This is a genomic window from Bradyrhizobium sp. MI1.7, assembly GCF_055811795.1.
On the sequence record NZ_JBVVPO010000021.1, the window covers coordinates 37955 to 50972 of the forward strand.

General features: G+C 64.4%; 12 protein-coding genes. 7 read left to right on the forward strand and 5 right to left on the reverse strand.

The window, feature by feature from the left end; translation table 11 throughout:
• The first annotated feature begins 117 nt into the window (after positions 1-117).
• Positions 118-1563, forward strand: a complete 1446-nt coding sequence (locus AC0L3X_RS20285; RefSeq protein WP_473316707.1) for a TAXI family TRAP transporter solute-binding subunit — start codon at positions 118-120, stop codon at positions 1561-1563.
• A 165-nt stretch (positions 1564-1728) separates the two neighbouring features.
• Positions 1729-3270 carry an alkaline phosphatase D family protein gene (locus AC0L3X_RS20290; protein WP_063985982.1) on the forward strand — a complete coding sequence of 514 codons (1542 nt, stop codon included), beginning with the start codon at positions 1729-1731 and terminating at the stop codon, positions 3268-3270.
• A 24-nt stretch (positions 3271-3294) separates the two neighbouring features.
• Here AC0L3X_RS20290 and AC0L3X_RS20295 read toward each other — a convergent pair whose 3' ends face one another.
• Positions 3295-3729 (reverse strand): response regulator, encoded by a 435-nt coding sequence (locus tag AC0L3X_RS20295; RefSeq protein WP_231143759.1) that lies wholly within the window; start codon positions 3727-3729, stop codon positions 3295-3297.
• A 136-nt stretch (positions 3730-3865) separates the two neighbouring features.
• Between AC0L3X_RS20295 and AC0L3X_RS20300 the strand changes: the two genes are divergently transcribed.
• The 3 genes from AC0L3X_RS20300 (at position 3866) to AC0L3X_RS20310 (ending at position 8222) form a co-directional block, all read left to right on the forward strand.
• Entirely contained in the window at positions 3866-4642 is a 777-nt protein-coding gene (locus AC0L3X_RS20300; RefSeq protein ID WP_135213906.1) for a Crp/Fnr family transcriptional regulator, read from the forward strand.
• Positions 4643-4931: 289 nt separating this feature from the next.
• Positions 4932-6758, forward strand: coding sequence for a translational GTPase TypA (gene typA / locus AC0L3X_RS20305; RefSeq protein ID WP_063980349.1), 1827 nt, complete (start codon positions 4932-4934; stop codon positions 6756-6758).
• A 216-nt stretch (positions 6759-6974) separates the two neighbouring features.
• Positions 6975-8222, forward strand: coding sequence for a flavin monoamine oxidase family protein (locus tag AC0L3X_RS20310; protein WP_063980348.1), 1248 nt, complete (start codon positions 6975-6977; stop codon positions 8220-8222).
• Positions 8223-8234: 12 nt separating this feature from the next.
• Here AC0L3X_RS20310 and AC0L3X_RS20315 read toward each other — a convergent pair whose 3' ends face one another.
• Genes AC0L3X_RS20315 through AC0L3X_RS20330 form a run of 4 tightly spaced genes read right to left on the reverse strand, consistent with a single transcriptional unit; the run spans position 8235 to position 11394 of the window.
• Entirely contained in the window at positions 8235-8642 is a 408-nt protein-coding gene (locus AC0L3X_RS20315; protein WP_063980347.1) for a thiol-disulfide oxidoreductase DCC family protein, read from the reverse strand.
• A gap of 60 nt (positions 8643-8702) precedes the next feature.
• The gene (locus AC0L3X_RS20320) at positions 8703-10022 is read right to left on the reverse strand and encodes an SDR family oxidoreductase (protein WP_063980346.1); all 1320 of its coding nucleotides are present in this window, start codon (positions 10020-10022) and stop codon (positions 8703-8705) included.
• A gap of 8 nt (positions 10023-10030) precedes the next feature.
• A complete protein-coding gene (locus AC0L3X_RS20325) occupies positions 10031-10498 on the reverse strand; it encodes a DUF2269 family protein (protein WP_063980345.1) in 468 nt (155 codons plus the stop codon).
• A complete protein-coding gene (locus AC0L3X_RS20330; RefSeq protein ID WP_231143758.1) occupies positions 10495-11394 on the reverse strand; it encodes an alpha/beta hydrolase family protein in 900 nt (299 codons plus the stop codon). The genes AC0L3X_RS20325 and AC0L3X_RS20330 overlap by 4 nt, the downstream gene beginning before the upstream one ends.
• A 261-nt stretch (positions 11395-11655) precedes the next feature.
• Between AC0L3X_RS20330 and AC0L3X_RS20335 the strand changes: the two genes are divergently transcribed.
• Both AC0L3X_RS20335 and ppa read left to right on the forward strand, forming a co-directional pair.
• Positions 11656-12165 carry a GNAT family N-acetyltransferase gene (locus AC0L3X_RS20335; protein ID WP_014490714.1) on the forward strand — a complete coding sequence of 170 codons (510 nt, stop codon included), beginning with the start codon at positions 11656-11658 and terminating at the stop codon, positions 12163-12165.
• Between the two features lie 178 nt (positions 12166-12343).
• Complete coding sequence (ppa, locus tag AC0L3X_RS20340; protein ID WP_014490715.1) at positions 12344-12880, forward strand: inorganic diphosphatase; 537 nt, start codon at positions 12344-12346, stop codon at positions 12878-12880.
• The last annotated feature ends 138 nt before the right edge of the window (positions 12881-13018 follow it).

Below are 13018 nucleotides of genomic sequence, written 5' to 3' on the forward strand. Positions count from 1 at the left end.
CACCGTGCGTATGGCCCTGGTTCAGACCGGATTTCGTCCATCCGCTAACCATGACGGAGATGTAACCCCGCGGGACAAGAAATTTGCTATGATTGCAGGTGTAAATCGCCGGCCAAGATGAAACTGAGCCTCAAGCGCCTGTTTGGGAGATCGATGACCGGGGGATTGGACCTGGCCGAAGCGCCCACCCCGCCTTCGCCGCGATCAGCGGCGCGGAAGACGGCGCTTGTGTCTCTGGCGCTGGTGCTTGCGATCATCGGCGCGCTCGTCGGCGGATACTATTTCGCGATGCGACCGGTGACGTTGAAGATCGCGGTCGGTCCGGCCAATAGCGACGACCTCAAGGTGGTGCAGGCGCTGACGCAGGCTTTCGCGCAGCACAAGAGCTTTGTGCGGCTACGCCCGATCCAGACCGACGGTGCCACCGCCAGCGCCGATGCGCTCGCGGAAAACAAGGTCGATCTCGCCATCGTGCGCGGCGACGTCGACGTGCCGAAGAACGCGCAAGCCGTCGCGACCCTGCGCAAGAACGTCGTGGTGCTGTGGACCGTGCCCGGCAAGGGCAAGAAGAAGGGCGCGAAGATCACCAAGATCGCGCAGCTCGCCGGCCATCGCGTCGGGGTGATCGGCAGAACCCAGGCCAACGTCAATTTGCTCAAGGTGATCCTCCAGCAATACGGCGTCGATCCCGCCAAGGTCGAGGTCATACAGTTCCCGGCCAATGAAGCCGCCGAGGCGATCAAGGCCCAGAAGGCCGATGCCTATCTCGCAGCCGGCCCCGTCAACAGCAAGATCACGTCGGATGCGATCGCGGCTTCCGCCAAGGACAGCGGCACGCCGACCTTCCTCGCGATCGATTCCGCGGACGCGATCGCGCAAAACCATCCCGTCTACGAAGCATCGGAGATTCCCGCCGGCACCTATGGCGGCTCGCCCGATCGCCCCGATGACGAGGTCAAGACCATCAGCTTCTCGCACCACATCGTGGCGCGCAAAGGGGTGTCCGATACCACCATCGCGGCATTCACGCGCCAGCTCTTCGCCGTGCGCCAGCAACTGGTGGCGGAATTCCCGATGGCGGCGAAGATCGAGACGCCCGACACCGACAAGGATGCGGTGATCCCCGTGCATCCGGGCGCCGCCGCCTTCGTCGACGGCGAGGAAAAGACCTTCCTCGACAAATACAGCGATTACATCTGGTGGACCCTGATGGCGCTCTCGGCGATGGGCTCGATCGGCGCCTGGTTCGCGGGCTACCTGAAGAAGGACGAGCGCGACAACAACAGCCATTTGCGCGACCGCCTGTTCGACCTGATCGCGGCGGCGCGCAAGAGCGAGACGACCGACGAGCTCGACCAGATGCAAACCGAGGCTGACGAAATCCTGCGCGACACGCTGCGCTGCTTCGATCACGGCGCGATCGGAGAGGGCGGGCTCACCGCCATCAACATCGTGCTCGACCAGTTCCACGCCGCCGTCGCCGACCGCAAGGCCGTGCTGTTTGCCATGCCGCAAAGCCTGCAGCGCGCAGGCGCGCAATTCAGGGCCGCCGGCAACGCGTAAACGCTTGCCGCGTTATTGCTGCGTCATACTGTCTCAGTATAGCTTTCGCTGTCATTCCGGAGCGCGCGCAGCGCGAGTCCGGAATCTCGAGATTCCGGGTCCGGTCGTTCGGACCGTCCCGGAATGACGACGCGAGATGCGCACGAGACAAAAAGCGAAGCCGCCATGAACATCAAATTCTCCCGCCGCCGCTTCCTCACCACCAGCGCCGGCGCACTCGGCGCGATCGCGATGCCCCATCTCTCGCGCGCGGCCGACCGGCCGGCGGTTACGCATGGCGTGCAGTCCGGCGACGTCACGGTCGACGGTGGCGTGGTCTGGGCGCGCACTGACCGGCCATCGCAGATGCTGGTCGAGGTGGCCACGACCGAGTCCTTCAAGGATGTCCGCGCACTGCCGCCGATCGCGGCACTGCCGGAGAGCGACTTCACCGCGAAGATGCTGATCGAGAACCTGCCGGGCGGACAGGACATCTTCTATCGCGTCCGCTTTCGCGATCTCTCGCATACCGCGATCGAGGGCGAGCCGGTGGTCGGCCGCTTCCGCACCGCTCCGGCCGACCGTCGCGACGTCAGCTTCGTCTGGGGCGGCGACGTCGCAGGGCAAGGCTGGGGCATCAATCCCGATGATGGCGGCATGTTCACTTTCTCCGCGATGCGCAAGCATCGCCCGGATTTCTTCCTGCATTCCGGCGACACGATCTATGCCGACGGTCCGATCGAATCCGAGGTGAAGCTCACCGACGGCAAGACCTGGAAGAACGTCACCATCCCCGAAAAGGCCAAGGTCGCGGAGACGCTGGACGAGTACCGCGCCGCACACAAATACAATCTCACCGACGACAACGTCCGCGCCTTCAATGCCGAAGTGCCGATCTTCGTGCAGTGGGACGACCATGAAGTGACCAACAACTGGTCGCTGTCGAAGGAGTTGCCGGCGTCCTACAAGGTGCGCGACATCTCCCTGCTGGCAGCCCGCGCCGGCCGCGCCTTTCACGAGATGTATCCGATGCGGGAGAGCATCGTTGAGCCGGGCCGCGTCTATCGCCAGATCTCCTACGGCCCGCATCTCGACGTGTTCGTGCTCGACGAGCGCAGCTATCGCGGCCCGAACGGCGCCAATCTCGAAACCGCTTACGGGCCCGCGAGCTATTTTCTCGGCCCGGACCAGGTCGCCTGGCTCAAGCGCGGCCTTCTGAATTCGCGTGCGACCTGGAAAGTGATCGCCTCCGACATGCCTATCAGTCTCGTCGTGTCGGACACGCCGAAGGGCGGATCGGAAGCCATTGCGCAGGGCGACGGCCCGGTGCGCGGCCGCGAGTTCGAGATCGCCGACATCCTGCGCTTCATCAAGATGGCGCCGATCAACAACACGGTGTGGCTGACCGCGGACGTGCACTACGCCGCCGCGCATTATTACGATCCGAACAAGGCGCAATTCCAGGAGTTCGAGCCGTTCTGGGAATTCGTCTCGGGCCCGCTGCATGCGGGCACCTTCGGTCCGAACGCGCTCGACAACACCTTTGGGCCAGAGGTGCGCTTCGTCAAAGCGCCGGGCAAGGACAACCAGAACCTGCCGCCGTCCGCAGGCATGCAGTTCTTCGGTCACGTCAAGATCGACGGCGCATCCGGCCAGATGACGGTGACCTTGCGCGACCGCGCCGACGTCGCGCTGTGGTCGACCACGCTCGATCCGAAATTGGCCTGAAGCCGGGAGAACGCCGACGGGCGATCAGGAGCCGCCCGAGCGCAGCGCGGCCTCCAGCGCTTCGCTCGAACACGGCTTTTGCAGCCGCGGCCGCGTCTTGAATTCGGGAGCGATCCGATCCTCGGCGCCGTAGCCCGTCACGAAGACGAAGGGAATTTGCGCAGCCGCCAGCCGGTCGGCGACGGCAAAGCTTTTCTCGCGGCCGAGCTCGACGTCGAGCAGCGCGAAATCCGGCGCGCGCGCTGCGATCGCCGCCAGCGCCTGCGCCACCGACCCCACGGTGCGCACGCTCCTCACGCCAAATCCGAGCAGGCGATCCTCGAAATCGATCGCAATGATCGGATCGTCCTCAACGATCAGAACATCGGCGGGCATGCCGGTCGAGCCGTCCGGGGGAGCAGGTATCATGATGGTGGATATCGAGGGCTGCATGTTCTTACCGATCGAGGACAGCCTCATCCCGACGCCTGCGCCCAGCGCATCGGAGGGTTCCCGGAACGAAACTCACCACAGAACAGTTTTCACGTCTGTCCACTTGTGCACATAGCCCATGATCGGACCTCGCTAGTGTTGAAAGGAGAGCAGGGGATTTACGATGGACGCGCGTATCAGCAAGACAACCGAAGTCGGCAGCCGGCCGGCCAACAATCTGCTGCGGCGCTTGAGTCCGGCTGACTACGCGCTGCTGGCACCGCACGTCACCCTGGACACCGCCGGGGCCAACGAGCTGCTCTACAGTCCCGGCGACGATGTCCAGGTCGTGCACTTCCCCTGTGGGCCGTCGCTCGCGACATTTCTCGTTCCCAATGAGGACGGCCGCGACGTCGAGACCATCCTGGTCGGCCGCGAAGGCGCAGTGGGCGGCATCGTCAGCGAGGGATTTTTGCCGGCCTATACCCGCATCTGCGTGAAATTCGGCGGACCATTCGCGCGCATTCACGTCGCCAAGCTGGACGCTGCCAAGATGCGCTCGGCCTCGCTGCGCAACATCTTCGCCCGCTATGCCGACTGCATGCTGGCGCAGATGTTCCAGTCCACCGCCTGTAACGCCATCCACTCCATCGAGCAGCGTACGGCCAAGTGGATCATTGCGGCGATGGAGCGGACCGGCGACGAGAGCAGCGTGCCGCTGACGCATGAGCAACTCGCGACGCTGCTCGGGGTCGGCCGCAGCTATGCGAGCCGCGTGCTCCAGTCGTTCAAGGCCGAGGGCGTGCTCGATACAAGACGCGGCGCGATCCTGGTCCGCAATCTCGACGGCTTGCGCCTGCGCGCCTGCCTGTGCAACGACGCGGTGAAGATGCACTTCGAGGAAGTGCTGCGCGGGGTCTATCCGACCGAGGAGACCAGCCCCGGCTCGGCGCAGGGCTGATCGAGGCCCCGTCCCCGAGCAAAGGCCGGTTTGGTGCTGAATTTACCCTAACCCCCGGAGATTCCCTGACAAAATTCAGTCAACCAACTAGCAAAGAACACATTGTTTTTTGGCGGTTTTTGCATATATTGCGCCGCAACGCGTAGGGTGCCTGGTCGAGATGACCGGGCGGCCCTTTTTGGGCGGAAAGCGCCCGTTTCCAGTCTTCCAGCGTTGTTTCGAGAAGAGGTCCCGGTCCGACCGGCGAGATCGCGCTTAACCCATTGTCCGACCGCAAAGAAGCTCACTCATGAACCTTCGTAACGTCGCCATCATCGCCCACGTCGACCACGGCAAGACGACCCTGGTCGACAAACTCCTCCAGCAATCCGGTACGTTCCGCGAGAACCAGAAGGTGACGGATCGCGCCATGGACTCCAACGATCTGGAGCGTGAGCGCGGCATCACCATCCTGGCCAAGGCGGCCTCGGTGCAGTGGAAGGACACCCGCGTCAACATCGTCGACACCCCCGGCCACGCCGATTTCGGTGGTGAGGTCGAGCGCATCCTAAACATGGTGGACGGCGCCCTGGTGCTGGTCGACGCCGCCGAAGGCCCGCTGCCGCAGACCAAATTCGTGGTCTCCAAGGCGCTCAAGGTCGGCCTGAAGCCGATCGTCGTCATCAACAAGGTCGACCGCCCCGACGCGCGCCCGACCGAAGTCATCAACGAGGTGTTCGACCTATTCGCGGCGCTCGACGCCAGCGAGGAGCAGCTCGACTTCCCGATCCTGTACGGGTCGGCCAAGCAGGGCTGGATGGCTGAAAGCCCCGAGGGTCCGCAGGACAAGGGTATGGAGCCGCTGTTCGACCTGATCCTGCGCCACGTCGCGCCGCCGACGGTCGAGGAAGGTCCGTTCAGGATGATCGGCACCATCCTGGAAGCCAACCCCTATCTCGGCCGCATCATCACCGGCCGCATCTCGTCCGGCGTGCTCAAGCCGAACCAGCAGGTCAAGGTGCTGCATGCCGACGGCAAGCTGGTCGAGTCCGGGCGCATCACCAAGATCCTGGCATTCCGCGGTCTCGAGCGCACGCCGCTCGATGAAGCCGAAGCCGGCGACATCGTCGCCATTGCCGGCCTGACCAAGGGCACCGTCGCCGACACCTTCTGCGATCCGACCGTCGAGGTGCCGCTGCCGGCGCAGCCGATCGATCCGCCGACCGTGTCGATGTCGTTCATCGTCAACAACTCCCCGCTCGCCGGCACTGAAGGCGACAAGGTGACGAGCCGCATGATCCGCGACCGTCTGCTGCGTGAAGCCGAAGGCAACGTCGCGCTGCGCGTCGTCGAAGCCTCCGACAAGGACGCGATGGAAGTCTCGGGCCGCGGCGAATTGCAGCTCGCGATCCTGATCGAGACCATGCGCCGCGAAGGTTTTGAGCTCTCGGTGTCGCGCCCGCGCGTCGTGTACCAGAAGGACGAAGCGACCGGCGCCACCATGGAGCCGATCGAGGAAGTCGTGATCGACGTCGACGAGGAGCATTCCGGCGTCGTCGTGCAGAAGATGAGCGAGCGCAAGTCCGAGTTGGTCGAGATGAAGCCGTCCGGCGGCAACCGCCTGCGCCTGGTGTTCTACGCGCCGACCCGCGGCCTGATCGGTTATCAGGGCGAACTGCTCACCGACACCCGCGGCACGGCGATCATGAACCGCCTGTTCCACGGCTACGCCCCGTACAAGGGCGAGATCCAGGGCCGCCGCAACGGCGTCTTGATCTCCAACGACCAGGGCGAAGCGGTGGCCTACGCCATGTTCAAGCTGGAAGACCGCGGCCCGATGATGATCGAGCCGGGCTGGAAGGTCTACAAGGGCATGATCGTCGGCGAGCACACCCGCGACAACGATCTCGAGATCAACGTGCTCAAGGGCAAGCAGCTCACCAACATCCGCACCACGTCCAAGGACGAAGCGGTGCGCCTGACCCCGCCGATCCGCATGACGCTGGAAAAGGCGCTCGCCTATATCGAGGACGACGAGCTCGTCGAGGTCACGCCGAAGTCGATCCGCCTGCGCAAGAAGCACCTCGACCCGAACGAGCGCAAGCGCGCGGAAAAGTCCAAGGAAGCGGTGGCGTAAGCCGCTCCATACCGTAGTGCCGTAGGGTGGGCCAAGCGTAGCGGGCCCACCACTTGAAATCCCGGTCGACAATGGTGGGCACGGCGCAAGAGCGCCTTTGCCCACCCTACGAAGATGGATCACTCGCCCCAGTGCACAACGTGCGCACAAGGCGGGTGATGACACCTCACTTTGTGGTGGCTTCAGCGCTCTTCGCGAACGTGCTAGAGCCCGCTGATGACCTCCCTGCCCTCCTCCGTCAACGTCGCGATCATCGGCGCCGGCGCAGCCGGCCTCGGCGCGGCGCATGCGCTGCATGGCTCCGGCCTCTCCATGATCGTGCTGGAGGCGCGCGACCGGATTGGCGGACGTGCCTGGACCGTGCAGGCCTCGCCTGAGGTGACCTTCGACGTCGGCTGCGGCTGGCTGCACTCGGCCGACAAGAATTCCTTCGTCGACATCGCCAAGCAGCTCGGCTTCGAGGTCAACAAGGACCTGCCGCCCTGGCGCGAGCGCGCCTTCGGCAACGCGTTTCCGCAGACCGAGCGCGACGATTTCATGCGCGCGATGGACGCATTCTACGAGCGGCTGTGGCAGGCCGCGCAAAAGGGCAAGGACGAGCCCGCAAGCCTGAGCCTCGATCCGGGCAATCGCTGGAATCCCATGATCGACGCCGTCTCGACCTACATCAACGGCTGCGAACTGAAGGACATGTCGACACTGGATTGGGACGCCTACGAGGACAGCGATCTCAACTGGCGCGTCCGCCGTGGCTATGGCGCACTGATCGCGGCCTATGGCGCCCCCTGCCCGGTGGCCCTGGGCTGCAATGTCACGCTGATCGATCATTCCGGCCAGCGCCTCCGCATCGAGACATCGCAGGGTACGCTGACCGCCGACAAGGTGATCGTCACCGTTCCGACCAATCTGATCGCCGATGAGGCGATCCGCTTCTCACCGCCGCTGCCCGCCAAGGTCGATGCGGCAGCCGGCCTGCCGCTCGGCGTCGACGACAAGGTGACGCTGGCGCTCGACGATGCAGAAGCCTTTCCGAAAGAGGGCAATCTGCGCGGCGCCACCATGCGCACCGAGATGGGCACCTATCACATCCGCCCGTTCGGACAGCCCTGCATCGAAGGCTTTTTCGGCGGCAGCTTTGCCCGCGGGCTGGAAGACGCCGGCGACGGCGCCATTGCCGCGCACAGCATCGACGAGATCGCAGGCTTCCTCGGCAACGACATCAGGCGAAAGCTCAAGCCGCTCTACGAGTCGCGCTGGGCCCACGACCCCTTCGCGAGAGGATCGTATTCACACGCACTGCCAGGGCACGCTGGAGACCGCGCGGTGCTGGCCGCGCCGGTGGATGGGCGGCTGTTCTTCGCGGGAGAAGCGACGTCGCCAAGCTTCTTCACGACGGCGCATGGCGCCAGGGACAGCGGGGAGCGCGCGGCGAAGGAAGTGCTGGCGGCTTCAGGCAAGCCGTAAGCGCCGGCTACGTCACTCAATCACCCGCGCCCGCAAATCCGCATCGGGAACGAAGCAGGCGTCGTACTTGCCGAAGATGCGGTAGCGATTGCGCGCGATGAGGCTGTACACGGGGTCTCGCAGCAGTTTTGGCACGGCGAACAACGCGCGCACCCAACGCCATCCCGGCAGATGCGACAGCACGATCAGCGCGGCGTCGGACTTCATAAAGACCTCTCCGTCATGAACCACGGCATTGGTGTCGGGATCGTCAGGATCGATGCCAAACGTACGGGCAAGCCGCGCCCCATAATCCGACTGGATCGGCGTGAAGCGAAACCGCTTCGACGTGTCGCGCTTGGCGACGAAGCGGACCCAGCGCGAGCAGAAGATGCAGACGCCGTCGAACAGAATTACGTCATCATCGGGCCATTTGCTCATCAGTCTCTCTATCTTACGCGTTTTCTGGGCGCGAACCGGGATCCACTTCGCGTGAAAACGCTATCGATTATCCAGCATCATAAGCGCGGCCAGCATCAGCACGATCGCGGGGCCTGTCTTCACCAGCGCGCCGAGCGGCTCGATCCAGAGGTCGGGCGTGAGGATTGCCGCGCCGAACATATAGCCGAGCGAGGCGACGATGCCTGCGAGCAGGCCGATCGCCGCGGTGCGGCGGAAGGCGATCAGCGCGCCGATGCTCATGTCCATCAGGCTGGTGCCGATGGTGATGGGATCGACCAGCGCGGGCGAAAAATTGTGCGCGGTCAGGATGCCGGCGGCGGCGCGGTAGGAGACGAACAGCGCGATGAAGCCGGAGACAAGCCAGAACGCAACGAGGCTGGCGAAGATCAGCGCCTTGATCAGGAACAGCCGCGCGAACCATTTGTCCTGGATGGTGGCGGGATGGCGCCCGATCGCATCAGTCAACGTCTTCGGCGCGATGCCCGTGGCGGCGATCCAGGCGGAGGGATCGCCAGTCACGCCGCGGCGCAGCTCGGCGATGGCGGTGGAGCGCATCGGCGGCACCCAGCCGAGATAATTGGCTAGATCGCCGATCTTCGCGCCGAGATCGAGCATGAAGGATGGCATCACGAGGCGCGGCCAGCCGGCTGTGCCGAAGGCGTGGCGGAACTGTTTGATGACGCCCACCATGGTGACCGGCTCGGCCTGCATCAGGTCCCACGTCACGGCTTTGACTGAGGCGTCGTCGATATCGCGCGCGGCGAGCCAGGCGATGGTGGCCGAAATGTCCTCGACTGCGACGGACTGGAATGGCGTCGACATCTCCTTCTGCGGCAGGTCGAGCGGGAAGGCGGCGAGCGCACGCAGCATGGCGCTGCCGCCATAGGCTGACGGTGCGACGACGAAGCCGGGCCGCAGGACAGCGTGGGGAATGCCGGAGGTTGCAATCAGGCGTTCGGCCTCGCGCTTGGTCGTCGCGAAGGCGGTGCGATCCGCCTCCGCGGTCCCGGGGATCGAGATGTGCACCAGCCGGATCGCGCGGCCGCTGTCGGCGATCGCCTCAAGCAGGCGCGCGACGAAATCGCGATGCACCGCGCCGGTGTCGCTGCCGGGACCATCCTGGAGCACGCCAAGACAGTTCACGACGACGTCGACGGCATGCTCGCGGAAGAGGCGCATCAGCGCGGCTGCGTCGAGCGACAAGATCGGCTGCTCGATGTCCCGTGCGCTCATCTTCTGCGCGGGCGACAGGCTGCGTGCGACGCCGACCACGCGAAATCCCCGCACGCGCAGATCGTCGGTGACGAAGCGCCCGATCAGGCCGGAGGCGCCGAGCACCAAAACGGTTGGCTGGGTCATCGCATCTCTCAAAACGGTTTCGCGATCATCAGCCACAGGATCAACATCGTCGCGCCGAAGCCGGGGAAACCGAACGCGAACCAGCGGCGGTAGAGCACGAAGTAGCGTTCAGGCAGAGCGCCGCGCTGCTCGGCCGCCTTGCGCGCGAGATCGCGCATCTCGATCTGCATGAAGACGACGGGGACCCAGAACAGGCCCGCAAAGACGTAGAGCCCAAGCGAGGCCAGCAGCCAGCGTTCCGTGATCGGCATGGCCGAAAGCATCATCAGCAGGCCGCCCGTCACCGGCTGGAGGATCACGGCCGACAGCGTGAAGATCGCGTCCGCAATCACCACCACCGAAGCGGTACGCGCGATGAATTCGGCGTCGCTCGTGCGGTGCGCCATCAGCATGAAGAAGGCGATGCCGGTGCCAGTGCCGAGAATGACGATGGCGCCCAGCACATGGAGGTATTTGACCAGGAGATACAGCGTCATGGCTTCTTGGCCGCCGCAGGTTTGGACTGGTTCAGCGCAAGCCCGAGCTCGCGGCTGGCGGCTTTGACGCCGGCTTCGCTCTCGATCATCCAATGCCCCTCGCTGCCGACGGCCGGCAATGTGCGGAAGTCCACCTTGCCGCCTCCACCGCGAAACGCATCGGCCAATTGGCGCGAGAACGCCGGCGCAAAATAGCTGTCATTGGTCGCCACGAGCCATGTGACCGGAATGCGCGCCGCCTTGCCGAACTCGGCCACCGCGGCGAGAAGCGTCTGCGGCGCGCAGATCCGGTTCGGTTCGTCGTTGGCGTGGCCACCGCGCCCCGGCGCAAGCGCGATGATCGCGGAGATCGCGTTCGGATCGGCGTTCGCGAGCGCCAACGCCCCCCAACCGCCGGCGGAATGGCCGAGCACGACGGCCGAGTCTTGACGAACGAAATCCTGCTTTCGCAAAAAATCCAGCGCGAGCGAAATTTCGGTGGCCGTCGCGCGACCCGAGCGCGCGTAATCCGCCTCGTCGCAGCCGCCCTGGTCCTCGACATAGCGGCCGCCGGTCGCACCATGGCCGAGCCGCTCCGGCACCAGCACGGCGAAGCCGTGTGCGACGAGAAACGCGACCAGCGCGCGGTATTCAGGCTGCGGCATTTGCGCCCGACGCAGCACATTCTGCGTCGAGGCATGCGCGATCACCGCAAGCCGGAACGGACCGGCGCCAACGGGACGAAACAGCAGCGCATGCGCGGCAACGTCGGTATCCGGCGATGGCACGCGCCATTGTTGCCGGCGAAGCGGCTCGCCCTCCTCACCCGATGACCCAAACGTGACCTGCGCGCACAGAGGGGACGCCATCAACAAGGCCAGCACAGGCAGGAGGGCGAAGATGTTGAAGAGGCGCATGAATCGCCGCAGGCGAACACGGACAGCGACGGATCTGCAGGAACGAATCATTTTCGGCGGACTTTTTGCGTTGCCATCGCGGTTCATTGGTTGCCGCAGGGCAGTTTTGCACCGGCAATGGCAGGCCGGTGCCGTTCGAAATGGCGTCTTGTCTTCTTTCGGTACAACATGGTTAAAATACTGATGCACAAAATCCACACGTTAACCGATAATTAACGATAGGTCTTGCCGCCGGCGCGGCGACTTGGTTTGATCGTATCCATGAGCACAACCCTGATCGAGGTCCGGCCGGCCAAAGCTGCAGATGCAACTGCGGTGGCGTCCACCCATGACGAAGCCTGGCGCTCCGCCTATCAGGGCATCATTCCCGGCGGCGAACTGGAAAAGCTGATCAACCGCCGCGGTCCGCAGTGGTGGGACAGTGCGATTCGCAAAGGCAGCCGCGTCAGCGTGCTCGTGTTCGGCGACAAGATCGCCGGCTATGCCAATTACGGCCGCAACCGCGCCCGCAGCCTGCACTTCGACGGCGAGATCTACGAGCTCTATCTGCGTCCGGAATTCCAGGGTCTCGGCTTCGGCCGCCGCCTGTTCACCGCAGCCCGCCGCGACCTGATGCAGAGCGGCCTGAAGAGCATGGTGGTGTGGGCGCTCTCGGACAACGATCCAGCGACCGAGTTCTACCGCGCCTTGGGCGGCCGCATGGTGGCGCGCTCCTCCGAGCGTTTCGGGCCGAAGTCGCTCGACAAGGTTGCCTTCGCTTGGACCAATTGAGCTGCTGAAAGTCTAGCCGGCAGCGCTTCCCATCCGTCGATACCGTTGCCTTTTGAGCCGGTAGTCGCTGGATTCATTATTTCACAAAAACACGATGGATTGGCGCGCCAAGCCCGCGTATGACAGCGCCAAAATCGCTGCCGGGCGCGATTTAACCTCGGCAACAACGGAGCCTTGAATGCGTATCGATGCGGTCTCGATCGGAAAAAACGTACCCCACGACGTCAACGTCATCATCGAAGTCCCCGTGGGCGGCGAACCGATCAAATACGAGATGGACAAGGAAGCCGGCACGCTCGTTGTCGACCGCTTCCTCTACACGCCGATGCGTTACCCCGGTAACTACGGCTTCATCCCGCACACGCTGTCCGATGATGGCGATCCCTGCGACGTGCTGATCATCAACACCCGCGCCATCATCCCCGGCGCCGTCATGAGCGTGCGCCCGGTCGGCGTGCTGTTCATGGAAGACGAAGCCGGCGGCGACGAGAAGATTCTCGCGGTGCCGTCGTCGAAGCTGACGCAGCGCTACGACAAGGTGAAGTCGTACTCCGACCTGCCCGACATCACGCTGCAGCAGATCCAGCACTTCTTCGAGCACTACAAGGATCTCGAGAAGGGCAAGTGGGTGAAGATTCTGCGCTGGGGCGGCCCGGAAGACGCGCAGAAGCTGATCCTCGAAGGCATCGAGCGCGAGAAGAAAAAGAAGGCGTGAGCTCTGCTCCCTCGCCCCGCTTGCGGGGCCGCGACGAGCTTCGCTCGCGCTGAGAGGGTCGGGGTGAGGGGGGAGTCTCCGCAAGGACGGTGAGACTTAGATTCGCGGACAGTCCCCCTCACCCGGAATTCAGGCTAC